Source organism: Verrucosispora sp. WMMA2121, from assembly GCF_027460185.1.
GTDB lineage: Bacteria > Actinomycetota > Actinomycetes > Mycobacteriales > Micromonosporaceae > Micromonospora > Micromonospora palythoicola.
Genome location: NZ_JAPZBH010000006.1, coordinates 397775 through 422858 on the forward strand (window position 1 = coordinate 397775; position 25084 = coordinate 422858).

20 protein-coding genes are annotated in these 25084 nt (G+C 69.4%); 5 read left to right on the plus strand and 15 right to left on the minus strand.

Annotated features, from left to right (window positions below):
- The 4 genes from O7605_RS10740 to O7605_RS10755 are packed head-to-tail and all read right to left on the minus strand — an operon-like array spanning window position 1 to window position 4703.
- Window positions 1–1188 carry a substrate-binding domain-containing protein gene (locus tag O7605_RS10740; RefSeq protein WP_269739049.1) on the minus strand — a complete coding sequence of 396 codons (1188 nt, stop codon included), beginning with the start codon at window positions 1186–1188 and terminating at the stop codon, window positions 1–3.
- A gap of 11 nt (window positions 1189–1199) precedes the next feature.
- On the minus strand, window positions 1200–2183 hold the full coding sequence (locus O7605_RS10745) for an ABC transporter permease (protein ID WP_269739050.1): 984 nt from the start codon (window positions 2181–2183) through the stop codon (window positions 1200–1202).
- Between the two features lies 1 nt (window position 2184).
- Window positions 2185–3198, minus strand: a complete 1014-nt coding sequence (locus O7605_RS10750) for an ABC transporter permease (protein WP_269739051.1) — start codon at window positions 3196–3198, stop codon at window positions 2185–2187.
- Entirely contained in the window at window positions 3195–4703 is a 1509-nt protein-coding gene (locus tag O7605_RS10755) for a sugar ABC transporter ATP-binding protein (protein ID WP_269739052.1), read from the minus strand. The genes O7605_RS10750 and O7605_RS10755 overlap by 4 nt, the downstream gene beginning before the upstream one ends.
- 525 nt (window positions 4704–5228) lie before the next feature.
- Here O7605_RS10755 and O7605_RS10760 point away from each other — a divergent pair.
- Window positions 5229–8777 carry a ThuA domain-containing protein gene (locus O7605_RS10760; RefSeq protein WP_269739053.1) on the plus strand — a complete coding sequence of 1183 codons (3549 nt, stop codon included), beginning with the start codon at window positions 5229–5231 and terminating at the stop codon, window positions 8775–8777.
- Window positions 8778–8838: 61 nt separating this feature from the next.
- Here the strand turns inward: O7605_RS10760 and O7605_RS10765 are convergent, their stop codons facing one another.
- The 8 genes from O7605_RS10765 to O7605_RS10800 all read right to left on the minus strand — a co-directional run bounded on the left by O7605_RS10765 (window position 8839) and on the right by O7605_RS10800 (window position 16847).
- Complete coding sequence (locus tag O7605_RS10765; protein ID WP_269739054.1) at window positions 8839–9816, minus strand: aldo/keto reductase; 978 nt, start codon at window positions 9814–9816, stop codon at window positions 8839–8841.
- Window positions 9816–10688: an amidohydrolase family protein gene (locus O7605_RS10770; protein WP_269739055.1), complete on the minus strand. Its 873-nt coding sequence runs from the start codon at window positions 10686–10688 to the stop codon at window positions 9816–9818. Before O7605_RS10770 ends, O7605_RS10765 begins: the two co-directional genes overlap by 1 nt.
- A complete protein-coding gene (locus tag O7605_RS10775) occupies window positions 10685–11446 on the minus strand; it encodes an SDR family oxidoreductase (protein ID WP_269739056.1) in 762 nt (253 codons plus the stop codon). Before O7605_RS10775 ends, O7605_RS10770 begins: the two co-directional genes overlap by 4 nt.
- The gene (locus O7605_RS10780) at window positions 11443–12468 is read right to left on the minus strand and encodes a zinc-dependent alcohol dehydrogenase (RefSeq protein WP_269739057.1); all 1026 of its coding nucleotides are present in this window, start codon (window positions 12466–12468) and stop codon (window positions 11443–11445) included. Before O7605_RS10780 ends, O7605_RS10775 begins: the two co-directional genes overlap by 4 nt.
- Window positions 12469–12529: 61 nt before the next feature.
- Window positions 12530–13768, minus strand: a complete 1239-nt coding sequence (locus O7605_RS10785) for a mandelate racemase/muconate lactonizing enzyme family protein (protein ID WP_269739058.1) — start codon at window positions 13766–13768, stop codon at window positions 12530–12532.
- 1 nt (window position 13769) lies between these two features.
- On the minus strand, window positions 13770–14597 hold the full coding sequence (locus tag O7605_RS10790; protein ID WP_164445419.1) for a carbohydrate ABC transporter permease: 828 nt from the start codon (window positions 14595–14597) through the stop codon (window positions 13770–13772).
- The gene (locus O7605_RS10795; protein WP_269739059.1) at window positions 14597–15577 is read right to left on the minus strand and encodes a carbohydrate ABC transporter permease; all 981 of its coding nucleotides are present in this window, start codon (window positions 15575–15577) and stop codon (window positions 14597–14599) included. The genes O7605_RS10790 and O7605_RS10795 overlap by 1 nt, the downstream gene beginning before the upstream one ends.
- Before the next feature lie 4 nt (window positions 15578–15581).
- A complete protein-coding gene (locus tag O7605_RS10800) occupies window positions 15582–16847 on the minus strand; it encodes an ABC transporter substrate-binding protein (protein ID WP_269739060.1) in 1266 nt (421 codons plus the stop codon).
- A gap of 143 nt (window positions 16848–16990) precedes the next feature.
- On the opposite strand from O7605_RS10800, the gene O7605_RS10805 reads away from it, so the two are divergent.
- Entirely contained in the window at window positions 16991–17761 is a 771-nt protein-coding gene (locus tag O7605_RS10805) for a FadR/GntR family transcriptional regulator (RefSeq protein WP_269739061.1), read from the plus strand.
- Window positions 17762–17846: 85 nt separating this feature from the next.
- Here O7605_RS10805 and O7605_RS10810 read toward each other — a convergent pair whose 3' ends face one another.
- The 3 genes from O7605_RS10810 to O7605_RS10820 all read right to left on the minus strand — a co-directional run bounded on the left by O7605_RS10810 (window position 17847) and on the right by O7605_RS10820 (window position 21761).
- On the minus strand, window positions 17847–19244 hold the full coding sequence (locus tag O7605_RS10810) for an RICIN domain-containing protein (RefSeq protein WP_269739062.1): 1398 nt from the start codon (window positions 19242–19244) through the stop codon (window positions 17847–17849).
- 359 nt (window positions 19245–19603) lie between these two features.
- Window positions 19604–20707 carry a glycoside hydrolase family 53 protein gene (locus O7605_RS10815; protein ID WP_269739063.1) on the minus strand — a complete coding sequence of 368 codons (1104 nt, stop codon included), beginning with the start codon at window positions 20705–20707 and terminating at the stop codon, window positions 19604–19606.
- A 190-nt stretch (window positions 20708–20897) separates the two neighbouring features.
- Window positions 20898–21761, minus strand: coding sequence for an alpha/beta fold hydrolase (locus O7605_RS10820; protein WP_269739064.1), 864 nt, complete (start codon window positions 21759–21761; stop codon window positions 20898–20900).
- A gap of 142 nt (window positions 21762–21903) precedes the next feature.
- Here O7605_RS10820 and O7605_RS10825 point away from each other — a divergent pair, with 142 nt between their 5' ends.
- The 3 genes from O7605_RS10825 to O7605_RS10835 all read left to right on the plus strand — a co-directional run bounded on the left by O7605_RS10825 (window position 21904) and on the right by O7605_RS10835 (window position 24561).
- Entirely contained in the window at window positions 21904–23130 is a 1227-nt protein-coding gene (locus O7605_RS10825; RefSeq protein ID WP_269739065.1) for a trypsin-like serine peptidase, read from the plus strand.
- 91 nt (window positions 23131–23221) lie between these two features.
- On the plus strand, window positions 23222–23656 hold the full coding sequence (locus O7605_RS10830; protein ID WP_269739066.1) for an SRPBCC family protein: 435 nt from the start codon (window positions 23222–23224) through the stop codon (window positions 23654–23656).
- Window positions 23653–24561, plus strand: coding sequence for an SMP-30/gluconolactonase/LRE family protein (locus O7605_RS10835; protein ID WP_269739067.1), 909 nt, complete (start codon window positions 23653–23655; stop codon window positions 24559–24561). The genes O7605_RS10830 and O7605_RS10835 overlap by 4 nt, the downstream gene beginning before the upstream one ends.
- The last annotated feature ends 523 nt before the right edge of the window (window positions 24562–25084 follow it).

A 25084-nucleotide genomic window follows, 5' to 3' on the forward strand; every position in this document is an offset into this window, starting at 1 on the left:
CTACTTCCAGCGCTGCGGGTAACCCGGCAGGTCGGTGCAGCCGCACATGGCGTAGTGCAGCGGCGGCATGTTCGGGTCGAGGTAGCTGTCCAGGTTCTCCTGGGTGATCGTCGGCTGGGGCAGCTTCCACGGGTCGGACACCTGCTGGCCGTCGAGGATCCGCAGCGCCGCGATGATCGGCGTACGCCACTGGTAGGTCGGGTAGGTGGGCGCGATCGCGGTCAGCCCCTCGTCCTTCCACATCTTGAGGAAGTCGAGCTGGTCCTCACCGTTGATCGGCGGCACCGGCTGACCGGCGTCCTGGAACGCCTCCACCGCCGCGACGGCGACCGCGCCGGCGTCCATCCAGACACCGTCGATGGTGCCGTGCCGCTGGATGTAGTCGTTGACGATCTTCTTGGTCTTGGCCGGGTCACCGTCGGTGAACTCGACCCCGACCACGTCGACCTGCGCCTTGTCGAACGCCACCTTCGCGGCGGACCACCGGGTCTCCAGCACGTCGACACCGGGCAGGATGCGCAGCGCGAGAACCTTGCCGCCGGGCTTCATCCGCTGGCTGACGAACTCCGCGCCGACGTGACCGAACCCGTACCCGCCGATCGGGTTGATGAACGTCACCGGGCAGTCGGTGTCGACGCCACGGTCGAAGACGATGACCGGCAGACCGGCGTCGCAGGCCGCCGTCACGGCCGGGGTGAGCGTGGCGGTGGTGTTCGGCGAGACGATGAGCGCGTCGCAGCTCTTGCCGAGCAGGTCGTTGATGTCGGCGATCTGCTTCTGGTCCTTGCCCTCGGCGTCGACGTGGACGAACTCGGAGATCCGGTCGCCCTGCGCCTCGACCTCGGCCTGCATGGTCTTGAAGCCAACCTGCCGCCACGGGTTGTTCAGCGCCGCGTTCGAGAAGCAGATCTTGTGGGGGCCGTCCTTCTTGAACTTGGCGGTGTCCACCATCTTCGGGTTGAGCACCTGCTCCCACGGCTTGTCGGCCGGCCCGGTCGGTGCGGCGTCGAGCAACGCGAGCTCGTTGTCGTAGTCGGCCTGCACGAAGAACTTCGACTGCTCGCCGGTGCCGGCCCCGGCCGGTGGTGCGGAGGCGCCGTCCGACGGAGTCGCCACGGGCTCGTCGGTGGCGCAGCCGACGAGGGACACCAGGAGGAGCGCGGCCGTGGCCGCCATGCGTCGTTTCATGAGAATTCCCCTTATCTCGACGTGGAACGTCGGGTCGAGACCGCCACGGCGAACAGGATGATGGCGCCCTGGACGGTCGGTCTGAGGGCGCCGGAGACGCCGTAGAAGTTCATGAGCGTGAAGAGCAGTTCCAGGGTCAGCGCGCCGAGCATCGCGCCGACGACCGAGCCACGTCCGCCTCCCAGGGCGACGCCGCCAAGGACGACCGCGGTGATGGCACCGAACTCCAGCCCGGCACCGGCCTGGAAGGACACCCCGCTGTAGCCGCCGATCAGGATGGCCGCGACGGCGGCGGCGAGGCCGCTGAGCATGAAGGCGATGGTCCGGGTACGGCCCACCCGGGCGCCGCTCAGCGCCGCCGTCCGCGCGTTGTCCCCGACCGCGATCAGGATCCGGCCGAAGTCGGAGCGCATCAGCAGCACCGCGAGCGTGGCGAGGACCAGCAGGACGACCAGGGCGTACGGGATGCGGCCGAGCACCGGCACGTCCTCGAAGGCGCGCCGGCCGAACCGACGGAACTCCTCGGAGAGCCCACCCTTCGGCGCGCCGTCGGACCAGAGATAGACCGCCCCCACCAGGATCAGGAACATGCCCAGGGTGGTGATGAACGAGGGCACCCGCAGGCGCGTCGTGATCAGCCCGTTGACCAGCCCGACGAGCACCCCACCGGCGAGCAGCACCAGCACCACCGGCCAGGTCCGGGACGGATCGCTGTCGATGAGCCGGGCGGCGACCACGACCTGCGCGGTGACCAGCGAGCCGACGGACAGGTCGAACTCACCGGAGACGATCACGAAGTACTGACCGGCGGCGAGCAGGATGATCGGGGCCGACCGGCCGAGGAAGGACATCAGGGAGGCCGGAGCCAGGAAGTCGGGCTGGCGTACGGCGACCAGGACCAGCAACACCGCGAGTATCGCGAGCAGGGGCAGCAGGCCACCGGTGCGGACCCGGGACAGTTGGGGCGGCAGCGGGCGACGCTGGACGAGTCGCATGTCAGACGGCCGCCTTTCGCATGGCCCGACGGGCGTAGACGGCCACCGCGGCGATGATGATGGCTCCCCGGATGACCTGCTTGAAGAAGGCGTCCACCTCGAGCTGGTTGAAGATGGCGTCGATGCTGGCGAGCAGCAGCACGCCACCGAGCGTGCCGACGACGCCGCCCTTGCCGCCGGCTAGAGCGGTGCCACCGATCACCACCGCGGCGATCGACTCCAGGTCGTAGAGGCCCTCGGTGCCCACCCGGGGGGCACCGGAGCCTAGCCGGCTGGCCAGGTAGATCCCGGCGAGCCCGGCGCACAGCGAACAGAGCACGTGGGCGGTGACCAGCACCCGGTCGTTGCGGACGCCGGAGAGCCGGGCGACCTCCGGGTCACCGCCGACGGCGACCAGGTGGTGACCGAACCGGGTCCGCGCCAGGGCGAACCAGCACGCCCCGGTGACGGCGAGCAGCAGCAGGAAGGACAGCGGTACCGGGCCGATGCGCTGGTAGCCCAGGCTCTGCACGAGCCCCGGCGAGGTGCTGCCGGCCGGACCGTCGTAGCCGTTGTCGAGATATCCCTTGAGCAGCAGCCCGACGCCGAGAGTGGCGATGAACGCGTTGATCCGCAGCCGGGTGACGAGCAGTCCGTTGAGCAGCCCGACCGCGGCGCTGACCGTGAGCGCCAGGCCGACCGCGGGCAACAACGCGCCGTCGCGGCCGTTCATCGTCTCGGCCGCGACGAGGGTGCTCAGGCTGATCACGTACGCCACCGAGAGGTCGAGCGAACCACCGAGGATGACCAGGGTCTGCCCGACGGCGACGAGGCCCAGTCCGGCGGCGACGTGCAACAGGCTCACCGTCGTCGACTGGTTGAACAGTGAACCGCCGTCGATCATGACGACCAGCCAACCGACCGCCAGTGTGATGGCCAGCGCCACGAACACGCCCGGCACCGGCCGTCGGGTCGGCCGCAGCGGCAGCAGGCTCACGCCGCCGAGCCCGACGGCTCGCTCGCTCCGCTCACTCACGCCGCCGCCTCCCGTACCGTGCCGACCGCCAGGGCGAGGACGTCCTCCTCGGTGGCGCCGGCGGGCAGCTCACCGGCGACGCGACCGTCGCGCATGACGAGCAGCCGGTCACTCATGCCGAGCAGTTCCGGCAGCTCGGAAGAGATCATCAGTACCGCCGCACCCGCGCGGGCGAGCCGACGGACGAGATCGTGGATCGCCGACTTCGCGCCCACGTCGATGCCCCGGGTGGGTTCGTCGAAGAGCAGGATCAGCGGGTCGAGCGCGAGCCAGCGGGCCAGCACCACCTTCTGCTGGTTGCCGCCGGACAGGAACCGGATCTCCTGGTCGTCACCGGCGGCCCGGACCTCCACCGCGGCGAGCAGCTCGCGGACGCGTACGGCGCGCGCGGCGCGGCCCGAGCGGGCCGGCACGACCGCCCGGCTCGCGAGCAGGGCGTTGTCGAGCACGGACTGCCGGGCGACGATGCCCTCGCCCTTGCGGTCCTCGCTGACGTACGCGAGGCCGGCCCGGGTCGCCGCGCGCGGTGAGCGCAGCCGGGTCGGTCGTCCGTCGATCGTGACCACGCCGGAGGTGAACGGTTCCACTCCGAACAGCGCGCGGGCCAGCGCCGATCGCCCGGAGCCCTGCAGGCCACCTATCCCCAGCACCTCCCCGGCGCGCAGGTCCAGGTCGACGTCGCGTAGTTTCCGGTTGCCGCCGCCGCGCACGGTGAGCCGTACCGCGCCGATGTCCGTGGGAACGGCCCGATCCGGGTAGTAGCTGGACAGTTCCCGGCCGACCATCTGGCGTACCACGTCCTCGGCGGTGGCGTCGGCGGTAGGCATCGTCCGCACCAGGCACCCGTCCTTGAGGACCGTGATCCGATCGGACAGGTCGAAGACCTCGGTCAACCGGTGCGAGACGTAGAGCAGGCCGATGCCCTGCTCTTGCAGCCGTCGCACCAGACCGTAGAGCAGTTCGACCTCGTGGTCGGCGAGCGCGGCGGTGGGCTCGTCCATGATGAGCAGGCGAGCGTCCAGCGCGAGCGCCTTGGCGATCTCCACCACCTGCTGCTGGGCGACTCCGAGGCGGCCCACCACGGCCTCCGCGGGCAGGTCCGTCTCCCCGATGGTGGCCAGCAGCTCCGCGGTGCGGCTGAGCATCTGTCGCCGGTCGACCAGGCCGCGCCGCTTCGGCTCATGGCCCAGGTACACGTTCTCCGCGACGGTGCGCTCCGGCAGGAGGTTGAACTCCTGGTGGATGATGCCGATGCCGGCGCGCTGCGCGTCCCGCGGGCCGCCGAAGACGCGGGGCTGCCCGGCGAACTCGATGGTGCCGGCGTCCGGGGCGTGCCCACCAGAGACGATCTTCATCAGGGTGGACTTGCCGGCGCCGTTCTCCCCCACCACGGCGTGCACCTCGCCCGGTGCCACGTCGAGGTCGACACCGTCGAGTACGCGTACCCCGAAGAAGGACTTGCCGATGCCCCGCAGGGTCAGCAGCGCCGGGGGTCGAGCCGACATCAAGAATCCTCACGGACAGTAATCGCCAAGGGCATCGGTGTGCCACCTCAGAATTCGCTCGGGACCGGCCGGTCACCTGGCTTTAGTTATCGGAAGCGAAGCTTCCTGTTGTCGTGCTCAAACTTTCGCTTGACATGACCGAAACATCACACGTATGAAGATAGATGCTCGGAGATTGGTACGCAATCCCCGATCTTCCCGGACTCTCGACCGGGCCGGTGGCAGGCAACGACGCCGGGCCAGGTCCACTGGGGAACGCAGGCGCCAATGATCAGTCCCATCCATGTTGTCGTTAACATCAATATATGTCCATATCAGCACTAATTAGGCTCCTTGCCATCACGGGGCCCGGAACCCACTCAGGCGTGACTCTGCGTCACATCCGGCGGAGTCGCCCCGGTGCGACGAACCGCGCGACGACCATCGCGCGTCCCGTCGTGGCACCAGGCACCACCCGACGTGCCGTGGGAGGCGACCGGACTCGTGGTCGCGCCCCCTGTTGCTCCGCCCCGACGAGGAGACGGCATGCGTCGTAAGACAGCCATCATCGGACTGATCTCCGGTCTGTTACTGGCGCTCGCGCTGGTCCAGCCGGCATCAGCGGCTCCGGAGTTCCGCGCCCTGTTGTTCACCAAGACCACCGGCTACCGGCACGACTCGATCCCGGCCGGGGTCTCGATGTTCCAGCAGCAGGCCGCCTCCGACAATTTCGAACTGGTACACAGTGAGGACTCCAGCGTCTTCACCGCGGCGAACCTGGCCACCTTCGATGTCCTGATCATGTTCCAGACGTCCGGCATGGTGTGGACCTCCGCCAGCCAACGCCAGGCGGTGGAGGGCTACCTCGCCAGCGGCAAGGGCATCGTGGCCATCCACAACGCCACCGACATGGGCATCGAAGCCGAGTACCCGTGGTGGGACCAGACCATCAACGCGGGTGCCCACATGCCCGAGCACTCCCCCGGCGTCCTGCCCGGCACCGCCATCGTCGCCGACAAGAAGCACCCGTCGACGGCAAGCCTGCCGGATCGCTGGAACCGCAGCGAGGAGTGGTACAACTTCGACAAGAACCCGCGCGGTGAGGTGCACGTCCTGGTCACCGCCGACGAGCGCACGTACAACCCGGGCCCTCGCGCGATGGGCTCCGATCACCCGATCTCCTGGTGCCGCAACACCGGCGGCGGCCGGGTCTGGGCCACCGCGATGGGTCACGCCGCGGCGTCCTACAGCGAGACCCACTTCCGCAACCACGTCCTCGGCGGGGTGAAGTGGGCCGCCGGCAACGAGCCGGGCGACTGTGGCGGCACCGTCTGGGGCAACTTCGAGAAGCGGACCCTCGACAGCAACACCGTCGACCCGATGGCGCTGGCCGTGGCACCCGACGGCCGGGTGCTCTACGTCCAGCGTGGCGGCCAGGTCAAGATCTTCAAGCCGAGCACCAACAGCACGGTGACCGCCGGCACGCTCAGCGTCTACACCGGAGGCGAGGACGGACTCACCGGGTTGGCTCTCGACCCGAACTTCGCCAGCAACGGGTACGTGTACCTCTACCACGCACCGGCCAGCAGCTCCACCGACGTCAACCGGGTCTCCCGCTACACCCTCAACGGCGACACGTTGAACATGTCCAGCGGGGTGACGATCATCGACATCCCCGCCTACCGGGACCGGACGTACCCCGAGCCCGGGCACACCGGCGGGTACATCGCCTTCGGGCCCGACGGCAACCTGTACATCGGCACCGGTGACGACGTCGCACCGAACCTCGACCCGAACTGGCAGGGCTACGCCCCGCTGGACTGGCGCCCGGGCAAGCACATGCTCGACTCGGCGCGTACCGCCGGCAACACCAACGACCTGCGCGGCAAGCTGCTGCGCATCCGCCCCTCCGCCGGCGGCGGATACACCATCCCCTCGGGCAACCTCTACCCCCAGGGGACGGCGCAGACCCGGCCCGAGATCTACGCGATGGGCTTCCGCAACCCGTTCCGCTTCTCGATCGACCCGGCCAACGGCTGGGTCTACCTGGCCGACTACGGACCGGACCGGAACCCGCCGACCACCAACCGGGGGCCCGAGGGCCTCGTCGAACTCAACGTGATCAAGACTCCGGGCAACTACGGCTGGCCGTTCTGCCACGGCGACAACCAGCCGTACGCGCCGTACAACCCGGACACCGGCGTGGTCGGCGCCAAGTTCAACTGCGCCGCACCGGTCAACAACTCGCCGAACAACACCGGCCTGACCAACCTCCGGCCGGTCGTCGCGCCCAACATGTGGTACGGCTACGGTGCCTCGCAGAACTTCCCGGAGGTGGGCTCGGGTGGCTCGGCACCGATGGGCGGACCGGTCTACCGCTACGACCCGGCGAACCCGTCGGCGACGAAGTTCCCGCCGTACTACGACGGCGTGCACTTCTTCTACGAGTGGTCGCGTGACTACATCAAGGAGATGCACTTCGACTCGGCCTCGGCGGTCACCCGGACCAACCCCTTCCTGCCCGCCACCCGGTTCAACAGCCCGATGGACCTTGAGTTCGGCCCGGACGGATCGCTCTACCTGCTGGAGTGGGGCACCAACTTCGGTGGCGGCAACAGCGACTCCGGTCTCTACCGGATCGACTACGTCCAGGGTGGTCGGTCACCGATCGCCAAGGCCAGCGGCACGCCGACCAGCGGCAACGCCCCGCTGACCGTGCAGTTCTCCAGCGCCGGGTCGGCCGATCCCGACCCCGGTGACACGATCAGCTACCAGTGGACGTTCGGCGACGGCACCACCTCCACGGCGGCCAACCCGTCGAAGGTCTACACCAGCAACGGCAACTACACGGCGCAGTTGAAGGTGACCGACAGCTCGGGCAAGACCGCCTTCGCCAACGTGCCGATCACCGTCGGTAACACCGCTCCGGTGGTCACCATCACCACGCCGGCCAACGGGGGCATGCTCACCTTCGGCGACCGGGTGTCGTACCAGATCACCGTCACCGATCCGGGTGGCGCGGCGGTCGACTGCAGCAAGGTCTACCTCAACCCGGCGCTCGGGCACGACGACCACGCGCACGAGACCACCGACTACGCCGGCTGTTCCGGGACCATCCCCACCGACCTGCTCGGCGGGCACCCGGACGGTGCCAACCTGTTCTACGTGCTCAACGCGCGGTACACCGACAACGGTGGTGCGGGCGGCGCGGCCCCACTCACCGGCCGCGCCCAGGTGATCCTCCAGCCCAAGCACAAGCAGGCCGAGTACTACAGCAGCCAGTCCGGCACCCGGGTCATCGACCAGGCCGGCGCGGAGAGCGGCAAGCGCATCGGGGACATCTCCAACAACGACTGGGTGGCGTTCACCCCGATGAGCCTGTCCGGCATCAACACCGTCAGCTACCGGCTGTCGTCGCCCTCCGGCGGCGGATCGATCGAGTTGCGGGCCGGGTCGGCGACCGGCACGCTGCTGGCCACCACCCCGGTGCCGAGCACCGGCGGCTGGGACAACTACCAGTCCACACCGCCGGTGAACGTCACCCCGCTGGCCGGCACCCACACCCTGTACCTGGTGTTCAAGGGCAGCGCCAACAACTGGTTCGACCTCGATTCGCACACCTTCGGTGGTCCGGGAGTGGGCGTCGGTGACACCGACGGTGGGATAGCCGGCCGCACGTGGACGCTCACCGCCCAACACAGCAACAAGCTGATGGACGTCAGCGGCGTCTCCACCGCCGACGGAGCGCAGATCCACCAGTGGGCGTCCACCGGGGGCAACAACCAGAAGTGGCAGGCGGTCGACGCCGGCGGCGGCACCGTCTATCTGCGGGCCGTGCACAGCAACAAGTGCGCGGAGATCACCGGTGGCTCCACCACCCCCGGCGCCTTCCTCCAGCAGGCCACCTGCAACAACGGCAACCAGCAGAAGTTCACCGTCACCTCCACCGGCACCACCGGGGTCTACACGGTGAAGAGTGTGCTGAGCGGGCTCTGCATCGACGTCAACGGCGGCGCCACCACCGACGGCGCCCGCCTGTTGCAGTGGACCTGCCACAGCGGCACCAACCAGCAGTGGCGGTTCAGCCTGGCCTGACAGCCGCGACCATCGGCGACGTCCCTGGGCCGCAGGAGCGGACCAGGGACGTCGCCAGAGGTCAGCTCGAGGCGAGCAGCCCGGCGCTGGCCAGCGACGGCCACAGCTCGTCGGGCACCACCGCCGCCGAGCGTCGCACGGTCTGCGCCATCTGCGAACCGTCGCGGACACCGACCACCGTCGAGACCACGGCCGGATGCCGTCGGACGAAGGCCAGCGCCGCCTCCGGCAGGGTGACACCGTGCGCGTCGCAGACCTCGGCGATCCGACGCGCCCGCTCGATCAGCTCCGCCGGCGCCTGCTGATAGTTGTAGAACGCGTCGGCGGGTGGGTGGTCGCGCGACAGCAGGCCCGAGTTGTAGACGCCGGCGATCACCACGCCCACTCCCCGGCTCTCCGCGAGCGGCAACAGGTCGTCGGCCGCGCCCTGTTCGAGCAGCGTGTACCGGCCGGCGCACATCATCACGTCCACGTCGGTCTCCCGGACGAACCGGGCGAGCATCGCCGACTGGTTCATGCCGGCCCCGATCGCACCCACCACACCCTGGTCGCGCAGCTCGACCAGGGCGGGCACGGCCTCGGCGGCGGCCTGCTCCCAGTGGTCGTCAGGATCGTGCAGGTAGGCGATGTCGATCCGATCCAGGCCGGTGCGCTCCAGGCTGGCCTCGATGCACCTGCGTACCCCATCGCGGCTGAAGTCCCACTTCCGGCGATGGCTCGCGGGAACGTCGAACCCCTCGGGGTCGCGCTGGTGCGCGTTCTGCGGCGACGGCTCCAGCAGCCGGCCCACCTTCGTCGACACCACGTACTCGTCGCGTGGTCGGTGCCGCAACGCACCGCCCAGGCGACGCTCGGACAGCCCGAGGCCGTAGTGCGGCGCGGTGTCGAAGTACCGCACGCCGGCCGTCCAGGCGGTGTCGACCGCGGCGGCGAACTCCTCGTCCGTGGTCGCCCGGTACAGGTTGCCGCCCTGGGCCGCGCCGAAGCCCAACTCGGTGAGGCCGATCGCCGGCCGGCGCGGCAGTGCATGTTTCCTCATCACGCTGCCAATCGGTAGCAGCGCCGGGCGGTGCCCGCCCAGAACGCCGCACGGTCGGTCGGGTCGAGGTCGCCCAGCAACTCCGTGACCGCTGCCACCCAGCGGGCGTACGAGGTGGCGAGCAGGGACACCGGCCAGTCCGAGCCGAACATCAGTCGCCGCGGCCCGAACACGTCGAGTGCGTGGTCGACGGCGGGTCGGAGATCGGCCACCGTCCAGGGTGACCGGGGCACCTCGGTCGTCAGGCCGGACACCTTGGCCGTCGTGTTGGGCGCTGCGGCGAGAGCCCGTAGGTCCCGCTTCCAGTGCTCGAACTCCGGGGTGCCCAGCGCGGGCTTGCCGAGGTGGTCCAGGACGAAGCGCACGTCCGGCAGGTCGTGCGCCAACCGGGCGGCCATGGGCAACTGGTGTTGCCGGACCAGCAGGTCGAAGACCAGGCCGGCGGCGCCGACCGCGGCGATGCCCCGGCGGACGTCCGGTCGGTCCAGGTAGGCCGGGTCGGGCTCGCTCTGCACGAGGTGACGGATGCCGACCAGGTGCTGCCCGCCGGGGGCCGCGCACAGCCGGTCGAGCTGATCGGCGACGTCGTGGGCTGCCAGGTCGACCCAGCCGACGACCCCGCCGACCAGGACGTCGTCGGCCGCGACGCGGAGCAGGTCCACGGTCTCCCGCGCCGAGGCGATGGACTGCACGACGACCGTGGCGGTGACGCCCGCCGCCCGGGCCGGCGGAGCCAGGTCGGTCGGTTCGAAGTCGGCGTCGATGGCCGCCATGGTCACCGGGTCGATCCACGGCTGGGGATGCCGGGCCCGGACCCACAGGTGGTGGTGAGCGTCGACGATGCCGGTCGGCCCGGCTGCTGCGTAGGTCATCGGCCCAACCATCCCCCGTCGACCGGCAGCACGATCCCGTTGACGTAGTTGGAGGCCGCCGACGCCAGGAACACGGTGGCTCCGCCGAGGTCGTCGGCGGCACCCCACCTGCCGGCCGGAATCCGGGCGAGGATCGCCCGGTCGCGCTCGGGATCCTCACGCAGGGCCCGGGTGTTGTCGGTGGCGATGTAACCGGGGGCGATCGCGTTCACGTTCACCCCGTGCGCCGCCCACTCGTTCGCCAGCGCCTTGGTGAGACCGGCCACGCCCGACTTCGACGCGGCGTACCCGGGCACCGTGATGCCGCCCTGGAAGCTGAGCAGCGACGCGGTGAAGATGATCTTGCCGTGGCCGCGCTGCACCATCGTCCGGCCGATCTCCCGACTCAGCACGAACTGGCTGTTCAGGTTGACCTCGATCACCTGGTCCCAGAGTTCGTCGGGGTGGTCGACGGCTGGAGCGCGGGCGATCGTGCCGCCGTTGTTGACCAGGATGTCGATCGGTCCGAGCGCGATCAGCTCACCGGCCAGCCGGCGGACCGCCGCCCGGTCGGCGAGATCGGCGCGCAGCGCGGTGAACCGTCGGCCGGTGGCCCGCACCCGGCGCGCCACCTCGCTCTCCTCCGGTTCCAGGTGTGCGGAGACACCGACGACGTCGGCGCCGGCCGCGGCGAGGGCCTCGGCCATGGCCAGGCCGATGCCCCGCCGGGCCCCGGTGACCACGGCGGTCCGTCCGGACAGGTCGAACGGGTTCGTCACCGGTCATCCTCCCGCCAGTCGAGCAGCACCTTCATCACACCGCCGCGCTCCAGCGCGGTGAACGCCTCGGTCGCCGCTTCCGGCGGCTCGACGCGGGAGATCAGTTGCCGCGCCGGTACCGCACCGGAGGCGACCAGCCGGATCGCCTCCACCATGTCGTCCCGTTGGTAGAGGCGGGCGCCGAGCAGCTCCAACTCGCGCCAGAAGAACCGGTGCAGGTTCACCTCTCGCGGCCGGGGATGGATCGCCACCATCACCAGTCGTCCCCTGGCGGCCAGCACCTCGACCGCCGTGCCGACACCCGCCGCCGCGCCGGACACCTCGAAGGCGACGTCGGCACCCGCGCCGTCGGTCCGGTCGGCGACAAACGCCGCCACGTCGATCGCGGCCGGATCGACCGCCTCGATGCCGATGTCGCCCGCCACGGCGCGCCGCGTCGGGTCCGGCTCGACGAGCAGGACCCGCGCACCGCGGCCCCGGGCGACGGTGCCGATGAGCACCCCGATCGGCCCGCCGCCGACGACGACCACGTGGTCGTCGGAGGCCACCGCGCCACGCCGTACGTCGTGCACGGCGACGGCCACCGGTTCGACGAGTGCGCCCTGGTCGAGCGGCAGGTCCTTGGGCAGCGGCAGGACGAGTTCCGCCGGCACGTTCCACCCGGACTGCATGGCGCCGGGCGAGTCGATGCCGAGGAAGTCCATGGCGTGGCAGATGTGCGAGTTGCCGCGTCGGCAGGCGGCACACCGCCCGCACCATCTGGTGGGCAGCACCGTCACCGGCTGGCCGACGGACCAACCGGTGACGCCCTCGCCCAGCGCCGCGACCCGTCCGGACATCTCGTGCCCGATGACGGCGGCGGCACCGACCCGGGAGTCCATGTCCCCGTGGTAGATGTGCAGGTCGGTGCCGCAGATCCCGGTGTAGGCCACCGAGATGCCCAGCTCGCCGGGCCCGGGCGCGGCGGGCTCACGTTCCTCGACTCCGAGGCGCCGTGCTCCCCGGTAGATCACTGCCTTCATCGATCCTCCGTATCAACGGCCGCGCGTCGCTCGTGCCGCCGGCCACCACCGTGGGTCCGGGTCAGTGGCTTCCGGTCGGCGACACCTGGTTGCTGTTGTGTGCCGGGGTGGCCGCCCGGGCCAGCGGGAAGCCGCCGGCGGTCGGCAGGACACCGTCCGTCGCCGCCAGCAGCCGTCGCCCGGCCTGCTCCGGCCGGACGTTCGGCCCGTCGACCGCGGGTGCCTGCGGGTGCCGGTCCATGGCCCGGATCCGCTGTTCGTCGACCCGCAGCCCGAGCCCCGGCGAGTCGCCCAGGATGAAGGCTCCGTCCTCGACGTGCACGTCGACGGAGACGCCGACCGGCGGCCAGAGGTCCTGCAACTCGCTGGTCAGGTGGTTCGGCACCGAGGTGGCCGCGTGCAGCAGCCCGAGCGGGCTGTTGCCGATCGGGCTGACCGGCAGGTCGTAGGCGTGCGCCAGGGCGGACACCCGCAGGAAGTGGGTGACTCCACCGATCGCGGACGTCTGGACGACGTCGACCGCGCCGGCGGCGATCAGTGGGCGGTACTGCTCGAGTCCGGTGAGGTTCTCGCCGGTGGCGACGGAGGCCCGCACCCCCCGGCCGACGGCGGCGAGTCCTTCGGCGTCCCAGCGCCGGACCGGCTCCTCGATCCAGATGAGGTCGAGGGTGCGTTCGAGTTCGCAGACGTGCCGGACGGCCTGCTTGCGGGTCCACGCCTCGTTGACGTCGAGCATCAGACCCGGCCGTAGTCCGTGACCGGCCTCGGTCAGGATCTCCTTGACCAGGTGGAGCCGGTGTCGGTCGTGTTCGATGTCGAGTCCGCCCTTGAGCTTGGCGGCCCGCAGCCCGTGCTCGGCGTAACGGAGGTACGCCGAGGCGAGTTCCTCGTCGCTGAGGGCGATGTCGAGCCCGGACGCGTACGCCGGGACCCGGCGGTCACGGCCGCCCAGCAACCGCCACAGCGGCTGGCCGGCCGCCTGCGCCTTGATGTCCCACAACGCGGTGTCGAGTGCGCCGATGGTGCCGAACACCGGGCCGGCGTGACCGGCCTTGAAGGTGTGTCGCAGCATCCGGTCGTAGAGCGTCGTCACCGCGCGGGGATCCTCACCGTCGATGGCCGCGAAGATCCGCTCGATCTCGACGTGCGGGCCGATGCCGACACCCGACAACCCCTCGTCGGTCTCCACGACGACGATCGGCACCGGGACCCTCCCGTCGGCGAACACGCCGTTGGCGTCGCCGACCGGCCGCCCCCATTCGTGGACCGTGGTAAGCGTCCGATATCCGGTGATGCGCATGTCAGCCCTTCGTGGAGCCGGCGGCGACGCCGTCGGCGATCTGGCGCTGGAGGAAGAGGTAGACCACCAGGACCGGTATCGCGGCGATCAGTACCCCCGAGGCGAAGGTGGGAATGTCGTCGGAGTACTGGCCACGCAGCGAGGTCACGCCGACCATGAGCGTCCGGTGATCCGCCGACGGCATCATCACCAGCGACATCAGGACGTCGTTCCAGCAGAACAGCGCATTGAGGATGCCGACCGACAGCAGCGCCGGGGTGCCCAGCGGCAGCATGATCCGGCGGTACACGCCGTACACGCTGTTGCCGTCGATCCGGGCCGCGTCGATGACCTCCCGCGGGATGGTCTTGTAGTAACTGGTCATCAGGAAGACGGTGAAGGGCAGGAACTGGGCCACGAAGACCAGGACCAGTCCGGGGTACGTGTCGATGAGTGCGGTGTCGGCCATGATCCGGGCAAGCGGCACCATGATCACCTGGAACGGCACGAACAGGCCCGCGAGGCAGCCCAGGAACAGCGCCGAGGAGCCACGGAACCGAAGCTGGCTCAGGGCGAAGCCGGCCATGGACCCGAGCAGCAGCAGCAGGACGACCGACGACGTCACCACGATCAGGGAGTTGAGGAAGTACCGGTCCATGCCGACGCTGTTCCACGCCGCGCTGATGTTGTCCCAGCGCAGGGTGTCGGTCACGGAGAACCGGTCGAGGATGTAGTCGCGCCGGGTCTTCATCGCCACGTTGACGGTGAACAGCAGTGGGTAGATCGTCGCCAGCGCGAGCAGCGACATCGGGATGGCCAGCAGCCACCGGCTCAGTCGTACCCGGGACATCAGTCCTCACCTCCGGCCCGCCGGAGCAGCTTCACCTGGAGCAGCCCCACGACGAGCATGATCACGAAGAGCACCGTCGACGCGGCCGAGGCCAGGGCGGGCCGGTTCATCTGGCCCTGCTGGATCCAGATGTAGTACTCCGGGAGATAGGTGGATCCTTCCGGCCCACCGCTGGTCATCACGTAGAGCAGGCCGAACATCGAGGTCAGCATCCCGACCATGGTGGTCACGGCGACGAACGCGATGGTGCGGGACAGGCCCGGGATGATCACGTGCCGGATGACCTGGGGCAGCGAGGCACCGTCCACGCGGGCCGCGTCCAGCAGTGCGGCGTCGAGGGTCGCGAACCCGGCCAGGAAGACCACGAGCGCCATTCCGAAGGTGGCCCAGATGTGTACGCCGACCACCACGAACATCGCGACGTCGGGATTGCCGAGCCAGTCCACCGGGCTGATGCCGGCCGCCTCGAACACGGCGTTGACCGGACCGTCGAAGGCCAGCAGCAGATTGAAGATCGCGCCGACGATGACCGGTGAGAGCACCGCCGGGAAGAAGTAGACGCTGCGGTAGAAGCGATGTCCGGGCACCTTGAGGTAGATGAACGTCGCCAGCAGACCGGGGATCGCCACCGCCACCGGGAGCAACAGCACCAGCAGCCCGACGTTGCTCAGTGCGGTACGGAACAGCGGGTCATCGATCAACTCGAGGTAGTTGTCGAGACCCACCGCCTGACCGTTGCGCTCGCCGTCTCCGGTGAAGGAGAAGTTGACCCCGAGCAGCAACGGATACAGCCGCAGCACCACGATGATCAGGATTGCGGGTGCTACCAGGACGTAGGGGGCGAAGCGCTCGGCCCGCGAACCGCCGCGGCCGGGCCGGGCCCGGGCACCACGGCGGCGGCCCGCGGCGCCGGCCGCCGCCCCGTCGGTCCGTCCGGCGGGCACCGGACGGACCGACGGTGCTGCGTTTCCGATCGGCACGAAATCAGCCCGCCTGGTCGGAAGCTGCCAGCTGCTTCACCGCCTCGTCGACGCTGATCGAGCCGCTGAGCAGTTGCTGGGAGACCCGTCCCATCAGGTCCAGGGTCTTCGAGGAGAGCGCCACGTGCAGGGCGGGCTTACCGCTGTCGAGCGCGGCGACGATCGCGGCGGCGGCCGGACCGGCCTGCGACACGTCGATGGTGGTGTCGGCGGCGATCGCGCCGGCCTCAGCGTAGAACGCCTGGAGCGCTCCGGTCGAGGTCAGCGACCGCACCAGGTCGGCGGCGACCTTGGGATCCTTGGTCCACTTCGCCACCGCGTACCCGATGCCGCCGTCATAGGCCAGGCTCGGCGTGGTGCCGGGGGTGACCACCGGTGCCTTCATCACGCCGAGCTTCTCGGGCGTGAGGAACTCGTTGAAGTCCTTCCAGTGCCCCACGTCCGACATCAGCCCGATGACGTGCGCGGCCTTGGCGGACTGGAAGAGCGCGAACGAGTCGTTGAACATCGCGGTCGAGTTGGCCCCGTCGTTGTTCAGGCCGGCGTCACCGGCCTCCTTCCAGAGCTCGAAGATCCGCTTCACGTTCGGCGAGGTCCAGTCGCGCTTGCCGGCGATCCAGTCGTCGTACTCCTGGGCGGTGAGGATGCCGGAGCCCAGGGCCGACATCCAGAACTGGATCCCGGCACCTTCCTTGTTACCCAGCGCGAAGCACTTGGCGTCGACCTTGTCGATGGCGGCGCAGTCGGCGAGGAATTCGTCCCAGGTCGTGGCGGGGCTCGCCGGATCGAGCCCGGCCTTCTCGTAGAGCGCCTTGTTGTAGTAGATGGGGTGCCCCTGCAGCGTCACCGGCGCGGCGTAGACCTTGCCGTCCTTGGTGAAGGCGTCCCAACCCGCGAGCCGCTGCTTGTCCTCGGCCACGTACTCGTCGAGCGGCACCAGCGCGTCGACCCGGTCCCGGATCTGGCCGCCGCCGTTGAACAGCATCACGTCCGGGCCCTTGCCGGACTGGATGGCCGCGCCGAGCAGCGTGTAGTACTGGTCGAACGGCTGCGCGACGAACTCGACCGTGACGTCGGGGTGCTTGGCGGCGAAGTCGGCCTTCGCCTTGTCGACATACGCTTTGGCCGACGGCTCGCCGGACTTCCAGTCCCACACCACCAGTTTGTCGGTCGAGCCGCCGGAGGAGGGGCCCGTGTCGCTGGCACTTCCACAACCTGCCGTCGCCAGTCCCACAACGAGGACGGCGGACCACAATGCTCGTTGTTTCATCGTTGTTCACCTCTGAAGGGAGTGGCTGACGGCCTGCCGCAGCCAACGTGATCAAGAACGTAACTCGTATGACGTCTGACGTCAACAGTCAGCCGTACACTGGCCCTGGACGTCGTGGTACGACGAGCCAATCGGAGGGGGACATGACGCCATCGCAGGAGACGGCCCTGGAGAAGCTGGCCGCCCCGACCTGGTCGCGCCGCCCCACCAACCTCGCCACGGCGGTCACCGCCGAGCTGGTGGAACGCATCGTTCGCGGGGTGCATCCGTCCGGCACCGCGCTGCCTCCCGAGCCGGTGCTCTGTGAGACCTTCTCCGTCAGTCGAACGGTCGTCCGGGAAGCGGTGAAGATCCTCCAGGAGAAGGGTCTGGTGCAGGTCCGTCAGGGTGCCGGCACCATGGTCACCCCGCCCTCGAACTGGGACATGCTCGACGAGCTCGTCCTCGCGGCCACCATCGCCGAGGACGACAGCCTCGCCATCCTCGACGACGTGGTGGTGACCCGGCGGCTGCTGGAGTCCGACATGGCACACGTCGCCGCCCGGGTCGCCGATGAGGAGACCGTGGACCGCCTGCGCGCCCTGGTCGACCGGATGGACGAGCTCGTCGGCGACACCGTGGCCTACCACGAACTCGACCGTGCCTTTCACGACACCGTCATGCAGGCGTCCGGGAACCGCATCGCTCGTGGCGTCGTGCAGGCGCTGGAGAGTCAGGTCGTGAACACGGCGCGGTACACCGGCCGCACCGAGCGGTCGCTCTGCGTCGCCTCCAACCGTGGACACCGACGTGTTTACGAGATGATCGCCGCCCACGACCCGGAAGGGGCCGCGGCGGCGATGTTCACCCACATCACCGAGGCCTGGGTGGTCCGCCGCAGCGGCTCGGGCAAGCCGGACCGCCTGCAACGCTGACCCGGGACACGCCGGGCCGACGGGCCCGACCTCCTGGCTCCCACTGCCGCCAGGAGGCCGAGACCCGCCGTCACCCTCGGCCCGGTCAGGAGAACTGGGCGAAGAAGCGCCAGATCTCACCCTTGGTCCAGGTGGTGATGCCACTCTCGGCGTACGTCCCGTCCACCGGCCCGGGCATGTGCCCGTTGTCGAAGGCCGCCCACTGCACCGGGTAGCCGGCCCGGCAGCCGGAGTAGGCCGTGGTGATGTGCGTACGGCTGCCCGCTGCCGGCTCCGGCGGGTTCTGGGCGTTGCACCCGTTGTTGCGGACGAAGGTGTCGCGCAGCCCTCGGCCCTGGCCGATGCTGAGGACGTTGTCCGAGATGCCGTGCAGACCGAAGTACGCGATCGGCTGGGTACCGCCACTGCAACCGCTGATCTGCGCACCGGCGATCACGGCGACCGCCCGGAAGACGGTGGCCCGGGCGCAGGCGAGAGCGTAGCTCATGCCACCGCCCCAACTGAAGCCGAGGGCGAAGCGCTGCCTCGGGTTGACGCACAGGTCGCTCTCGATCCGACGGATCATGTCGTCGACGAAGGTGACGTCCTCGCCGCCGGCGTTGCCCCAGCCGTTACCGAGCCCCTGCGGCGCGACCAGGATCGCGCTGTTGTTCGACTGCTCCTGCTGGCCGTAGTAGGACCAGGCGCTCCCGCTGGTGCCGCCGGAGGAGATCTCCTGCATGGTGCCGCCGCGCCAGTGGAACGCGAAGATCAGCCGGTAGGGGTTGTTGTTGTTGTAGTTCGCCGGCATCCGCAGGATGAACTGGCGGCTCTTGCCGTTGCTCTGGATGGTGTGCGTGCCGTTGTACAACGTCGGGGCCTTGCCGCACCCGGTGCCACCGGTCGGTGGTGGCGACGTGGGGCCGCCCCCGCCGTCGACCCGGGCCAGTTGCCACTGCTGGTTGGCGCCGTTCCAGTCGGCGTACTGCACGATGTTCGCGCCGTCCGCGGTGGAGGCACCCTGCACCTCGACGACCTTGTTGCTGTGCCGGCTGATCAACCGGACATGACCACCGTCCGAGTCGGCCAACCGGAACTGCTGGTTGGTGCCGTTGTGATCCGACCACTGCACGATCGCCCCCCCGTCGGCGGTCGACCAGTTGTGCACGTCGAGGACCTTGCCCGAGTGCCGGGACTTCAACCGGTAGTAGCCACCACCGGAGTCCACGAACTGCCACTGCTGATTGGCGCCGTCGTTACGGGTCCACTGGCTGATCCGCGCACCGTCGTTGGTCGCCAGACCGTACACGTCCAACGCCTTACCACTGTTGCGGTTCACCAACACGTACCAGGCATTCGGGTCCACGGTCGCCGCCGCCGCGGGCGCCGCGTTCACCGCCACGAGCGCGCTCGCCGCCAGCACCGCGGCGGCCGCCGCGGCCAGCCCCGACCGCCAGCCGCGTCTGGGTGGAGAGGCGGGACGAGCCTCACCGATGGCCTTCATGGTCCACTCCTTCGATCGGGGTCATCACGAGCAGCCGTGGATGCCCTGGGGATGTGCCGGCGTCAGGTGGTGGCGTCAGCACGGTGGGGTGGTGCGAAAGATCCGGTCACCGGAGTCGCCGGCCGGCAGGACGACGTGCCCACGGTCGCAGCCGGCCGGCGCGGGACCACGGCGGAGAATCGGGCTCCCGGCAGCCACAACACCCGCCCGTGACAGCGAAGTTAGCGTTAACGTCGTCATACGTCAAACGACAGAGGTCTATTGATTGGCTCTGCTCCGAGCCCCGACTCCGGGGCCACGCGAGGGCCTGGCACGGCTCGCCGACGGACCCGGTGGCGACTCCCGGGCCCGGACGACGGTCACGGCGTCCAGTACAGGTGCGGGTTCACCCGCCCGAACCAGTCGAAGACGGCCATGTTGTCCCAGCCGTTACCGGTTCCGTTGATGTCCGCCGGATCCCACCCGTTGCCGCGCACCGCGTGCCAGGTCGGCTCCCAGTAGAAGACACCGACCGCACCGGCGTTGCGCGCGGTGTTCTGCACCCAACTGAACTGCTGCGCCTGCCCCGACCAGGTGGCCGGGATGTTGTCGCAGCGCTCGGTACCCGAGATCACGTTCGGTTGGTGGTCGGCGTCGGCGGTGGTGAACGGGTACGCGGTCTCGGCGATCACCACCGGCTTGCCGTAGCGCGACCGCACGTCGGCGATCACGTTGTACAGGTTGGCCAGGGTGCCGTGCCACATGCAGTAGTAGGACAGGGCGGTGACGTCCCACGGGACACCCTGTGCCCGGATCCCGTCGTAGAACCAGCGAGCGTTGGCGTTGCTGTCCGCGTTCGCCGTGTGGATCCACACCTGGGTGCCGCCGTGGCACGCCTTGGTGGCCTGGTAGCCCCGCTTGAGCAGGCTCGCCAGCGGGGCGAAGTCGTTGTTGACCACCTGGCCGGCGGGCCAGAGCATCCCGACGTTGATCTCGTTGCCGATCTGCACCGCGTCCGGCGTGGTGCCCTGCGCCTTGAGTGCGCTGCACACGTCGTAGGTGTAGTTGTAGACGTCGGCCTGCAACTGGCTCAGCGAATGGTTGGCCCAGGCCGCCGGCGGATGCTGCTTGCCCGGATCCGCCCAGGTGTCCGAGTAGTGGAAGTCGATCAGCAGCTTGAAACCCTTGGCTTTGATCGTCCTGGCCTGCTGAAGCACCTTGGCCTTGTTGTTGTAGCCGCTGGCCGGGTTGTTCCAGACGCGCAGCCGCAGGTAGTTGACGCCCTTCGAGGCGAGGATGTCGTAGGGGTCGGCCAGCGCTCCGGAGGCGTTGTAGTAGCGGGCGCCGAGGTCGAGGCTGCGTTGCAGCGAGGAGACGTCCGCGCCGCGCATGGTGAGAGTGTTCGCCGCCTGCACGGGGGCGGTCAGGGCCAGCGGGGCCGCGAGGACGACCACCGCCGCGAGGACCCGGAGGGACGGTTTCATGGCGCTCCTTCACATCCGCAGGATGCGGGTGCCCGACGGGGTTCGGGCACGCCCGGCGGGTCTGCCGGACGGTCTCGGCACCAGGTGAGGTGGTGACAGGTGTCGATGCATCAAGCCTGACTGCAAGAGTGGCCCACGCCGGTGCCGCCGCACCAGCCCTGACCGGCGACGCGTGGTGGCGGCGCGGCGGTCAGGCGAGGAATTGGCACAGGGCGGCGGTCAGGCCCTCGGGGTTCTCCTCGGCGACGTGGTGCCCGGACTCGATCGGATGGCCGCGCAGATCGTCGGCCCAGGGACGCCAGACGGCGAGCGGGTCGCCGTAGAGATCCTCCAGGTCGTCCCGGGTCGACCAGAGCAGCAGGGTGGGGCACCGGACCGTACGACCATCCCGCCGGTCGGCCTCCTCGTGCGCCCGGTCGACCCCGAGGCCGGCGCGGTAGTCCTCCAGCATCGCCCGTACCGTCGCCGGGTCGTGGATGGCCTGCCGGAACTCCCGGTGGTTGTCGCTTCCCATCCGGTCCGGTCGCGCCTTGTCGCCGTACCAGGCGTCGGGGTCGGCGCCGATGGCCCGTTCCGGCTTGTCCGGCTGGGCGAAGAAGAACCAGTGGTACCAGCTCCGGGCGAACGTCGCGTCGCACCTGGCGAGGGCCTCGCTGATGGGTACGCCGTCGATGACCACCAGCCGGCTGACGGTGTCGGGATGGTCGAGCGCCAGGCGGAGCGCCACGTAACAACCGCGATCGTGCCCGACGGCGGCGAACGTCGAGTGGCCGAGTGTGTGCATGAGTCGGACCATGTCCGCCGCCACCACGCGCTTGGACTGCTGGGAGTGATCCGGCAGGATCCGCGCCTTGCCGGACTGGCCGTAGCCCCGCATGTCGGGACAGACCACGGCGAACCCGCGATCCACCAGCCTCGGGGCGACCCGGTGCCAGGTCGATCCGGTACGCGGATGTCCGTGGACGAGCAGGACGGCGGGACCGCGACCGGCGTGCCGGACGCGCAGTTCCACCTCGCCCACGTCGACCCGCTCGTCGGTGAAGCCCTCGAACATGTGCCTCCAGTACCCAGGTCGGCGTCACGTCAACAGAAGGGCCAAGAGGCGGTATTACTCATTGATTATCTTGCATGTATCGATCAGCTTCGGTATGAAAGCTTAGGAATCGTTCAGGTTCCGCTTCCTGGGAGGAGCGACGATGAAACCTGTCCTGCGCCGTCTACGCACGGTGACCGTCACACTCGCCACCTGCACCCTCGGACTGACCCTGCTGTCGGCCCCCGCCGCGGCACAATCCGCGCAGCCGATCACGCCAGTGTCCGAGCGGGCACCCGAATCGGACCAGTTCTCGGCCGAGGGTGTGACGACCGTCGGTGAACTGCGCACCGTCGGCGGTTCGTTGTCGTCCGCCCGCGACGGCCGGACCCAGATCATCAAGCACCCCGGCGCGACGTACATCAAGGTGCACTTCAGCTCGCTGCGGCTGGCTCCCGGCGAGTACGTCACCGTGTCGAGCCCGGACGGCCGGGAGAGCTACCGGTACGACCGTCACCTGAACCGGGCCACCGGCGCGGACTACACCACCGACGGCCGGCCGGGCTTCTGGGCGATGTCGGTGGAGGGCGACACGGCGGTGGTGACGCTGCACGGCAACCGCTCCTCCCGGGGCAGCGCCGCGACCGTCGACCGGTTCTGGCGCGGCTACGACCGCACGGAGATCGGCCAGTACAACTTCTCCACCCAGTCGGTGTGCAGCACCGACGCCCGCCGCGACGTGGTCTGCTACCAGAGCAGCCACCCCACCGAGTACGCCCGGGGCAACGCGGTGGCCCGGCTGCTGATCAGCGGCGGCGGGATGTGCACCACCTGGCGGGTCGGCAACACCAACCGCATGCTGACCAACAAGCACTGCTTCTCGACCCAGGCCGCGGTCAGCGGCAGCGAGATGCAGTTCAACTACCAGTGCGCCACCTGCGGCGGCGCGAACCCGGGCCCCGGCACGAAGGTGAGCGGCGCGACGCTCTACCGGGTGAGCAGTGGTGGCTCCAGCCAGCTCGACTACGCCCTGTTCTCGGTGAACAACTTCGCCGCCATCCAGGGCTTCGGCACGCTCTACCTGGCGACCTCCGCCACCACCACCGGGACGCAGATGTACATCCCGGGGCACGGTGACGGCAGCCCGAAGCGGCTGTCCATCTTCGAGAACACCCAGAACGGGGCGCGCTGCACCGTGCGCAACGCCAACTACAACACCTGGAACATCAGCTACAGCTGCGACACCTCCGGTGGCAACTCGGGCTCACCGGTGCTGAACAGCAGCCACCGGGTGATCGCCCTGCACCACCTCGGCGGCTGCCCGTCCAACCAGGGCGCCAAGGCACATCTCATCTACAACGAGATCGCGAGTCTGATCGACAACGGCTGACCACCGTGGTGGCGACCCGGACCGGACCCGTCCGCCGGGTCGCCACCACCCTCGTGGGGCGCACACCGCACGCCGCCGTACCATCCGGTACATGACGATTGCCGTCGAACAGCACGTGGCCGCCGATCCCGCCACCGTCTGGCGGACCGTGAGCGACGTCGACCGTTGGGCCGAATTGCTGCCCACCATCGACGAGATCACCCGCATCGACGGCGCCGGTCCGGTGACGGTCGGCAGCCGCTTTCGGATCCGCCAGCCGGGGCTGGCCACCGCCAGGTACGAGATAACCGACTGGCGACCCGGGGCCGGCTTCACCTGGCAGGCCCGTACGCCGGGCGTCCGGACCACGGCGAGCCACGAGCTGCGTCCGGAGGGCTCCTCGACCCGCCTGCGGCTGAGCATCGACTGGGACGGCCCGGCAGCCCGCCTGGTCCAGCTGCTGTACGGCAGGCGCACCCGGCGGCTCCTCGAGCGGGAGGCGACGGTCTTCGCCCGGCTCGCCTCGGGCGGCGAGGGAGCACGATGAGCCCGGTCGAGCGCACCGCCACCCGGTGGGAGGTCCTGGACGAACGGTTCCGGGCGGTCAGCGGTGACCACGTGATGCAGCGGCTGTTCGACGGCGGGCGTTGGCTGGAAGGGCCGGCGTACTCCCCCGCGTGGCGCTGCCTGCTGTTCAGTGACATCCCCAACGACCGGGTGTTGCGGTGGGACGAGGTCACCGGCCGGTGCGACGTCTTCGAGACGCCCGCCGGTCACCCCAACGGCCGTACCATCGACCGCCTCGGCCGGGTCGTGACGTGCGAGCACGGCCACCGTCGGGTGACCCGTACCGAGCCCGACGGGTCGTTGACCGTCGTGGCGGACCGGTGGCGGGGCAAGCGGTTCAACAGCCCGAACGACGTCGTCGAGACCAGCGACGGCGCGTTGTGGTTCACCGATCCGAGCTACGGCATCGACAGTGACTACGAGGGGTACCGGGCGGATCCGGAGCTGGACGGCTGCCACGTCTACCGCTGCTCGCCGGACGGCCGGGTCGAGCGGGTCGCCGACGACTTCCTGCGACCCAACGGTCTCGCGTTCTCGGCGGACGAACGGCGACTGTTCATCGTCGACACCCGGCGTCGACACCTCCGCCACTTCGACGTGGGCCCCGACTGGACGCTGCGCGACCGTGGCGTGCTCGCCGAGTGTGATGCCGGCTCGTTCGACGGGATCCGACTCGACCGGGAGGGCCGGCTGTGGGTCGCCGCCCACGACGGCCTGCACTGCTTCGACCAGGAGGGCACGCTGCTCGGCAAACTCCGGCTACCGGAGATCTGCTCGAACCTGACCTTCGGTGGCCGCAAGCGCAACGTGCTGTTCGTGACGGCCACCACCTCGGTCTACTCGCTCGCGCTGAACGTCACCGGCGCGGGCCCGACGAGCAGGTAGACGGGCGGAGCGCCGCTCCGGCTCTGCTGGTGGTCAGCACGTCCGGTATCAGGCCGGGTAACGCATGAAGTAGAAGAGGCTCTCCGGATTGTCGTCAATGGCCGACCGGACGAATTTAGATCGCCACAGGCGAAAGAAACGATTTCCGGAACCGCCGAAAAGTTGACGTGCGGTTGTCCGGTGAGGCCGCCGGAAGCGAGCAGCTTCCCGGGAAAACCGCAGTCCGCGCGCGAGGTTGTGACCAAGCGCCGCAAGGTGTGGGCGAAAAGTTCAGATTGGGCATGTCGGACGCTATCCATTGCTGCGAGGTCTTTCCTGGACCGATGCTGGAGGCAACCTCGACCACGTAAGGCAACCCTTGCGGTAGGGCTCGCCCGGTAGCTAACTTGGTCGCTGCACAGAGAATTTCCCCGTCAATTTTCTTAGTGGATTGCGATTGCCCCACGTCCCGAAGGACCGGTAGGTGGGGAATGCCGCAGCCGTCGACACCGAACAAGTGCCGGAGCCGGGTCGTGACACCCGG

What these genes read in the sequence shown, in the direction of transcription:
- O7605_RS10740 (WP_269739049.1), bottom strand. Translation starts at nt 1,188, where the DNA reads ATGAAACGACGCATGGCGGCCACGGCCGCGCTCCTCCTGGTGTCCCTC.
- O7605_RS10745 (WP_269739050.1), bottom strand. Translation starts at nt 2,183, where the DNA reads ATGCGACTCGTCCAGCGTCGCCCGCTGCCGCCCCAACTGTCCCGGGTC.
- O7605_RS10755 (WP_269739052.1), bottom strand. Translation starts at nt 4,703, where the DNA reads ATGTCGGCTCGACCCCCGGCGCTGCTGACCCTGCGGGGCATCGGCAAG.
- O7605_RS10760 (WP_269739053.1), top strand. Translation starts at nt 5,229, where the DNA reads ATGCGTCGTAAGACAGCCATCATCGGACTGATCTCCGGTCTGTTACTG.
- O7605_RS10765 (WP_269739054.1), bottom strand. Translation starts at nt 9,816, where the DNA reads ATGAGGAAACATGCACTGCCGCGCCGGCCGGCGATCGGCCTCACCGAG.
- O7605_RS10770 (WP_269739055.1), bottom strand. Translation starts at nt 10,688, where the DNA reads ATGACCTACGCAGCAGCCGGGCCGACCGGCATCGTCGACGCTCACCAC.
- O7605_RS10780 (WP_269739057.1), bottom strand. Translation starts at nt 12,468, where the DNA reads ATGAAGGCAGTGATCTACCGGGGAGCACGGCGCCTCGGAGTCGAGGAA.
- O7605_RS10785 (WP_269739058.1), bottom strand. Translation starts at nt 13,768, where the DNA reads ATGCGCATCACCGGATATCGGACGCTTACCACGGTCCACGAATGGGGG.
- O7605_RS10790 (WP_164445419.1), bottom strand. Translation starts at nt 14,597, where the DNA reads ATGTCCCGGGTACGACTGAGCCGGTGGCTGCTGGCCATCCCGATGTCG.
- O7605_RS10800 (WP_269739060.1), bottom strand. Translation starts at nt 16,847, where the DNA reads ATGAAACAACGAGCATTGTGGTCCGCCGTCCTCGTTGTGGGACTGGCG.
- O7605_RS10805 (WP_269739061.1), top strand. Translation starts at nt 16,991, where the DNA reads ATGACGCCATCGCAGGAGACGGCCCTGGAGAAGCTGGCCGCCCCGACC.
- O7605_RS10810 (WP_269739062.1), bottom strand. Translation starts at nt 19,244, where the DNA reads ATGAAGGCCATCGGTGAGGCTCGTCCCGCCTCTCCACCCAGACGCGGC.
- O7605_RS10815 (WP_269739063.1), bottom strand. Translation starts at nt 20,707, where the DNA reads ATGAAACCGTCCCTCCGGGTCCTCGCGGCGGTGGTCGTCCTCGCGGCC.
- O7605_RS10820 (WP_269739064.1), bottom strand. Translation starts at nt 21,761, where the DNA reads ATGTTCGAGGGCTTCACCGACGAGCGGGTCGACGTGGGCGAGGTGGAA.
- O7605_RS10825 (WP_269739065.1), top strand. Translation starts at nt 21,904, where the DNA reads ATGAAACCTGTCCTGCGCCGTCTACGCACGGTGACCGTCACACTCGCC.
- O7605_RS10830 (WP_269739066.1), top strand. Translation starts at nt 23,222, where the DNA reads ATGACGATTGCCGTCGAACAGCACGTGGCCGCCGATCCCGCCACCGTC.
- O7605_RS10835 (WP_269739067.1), top strand. Translation starts at nt 23,653, where the DNA reads ATGAGCCCGGTCGAGCGCACCGCCACCCGGTGGGAGGTCCTGGACGAA.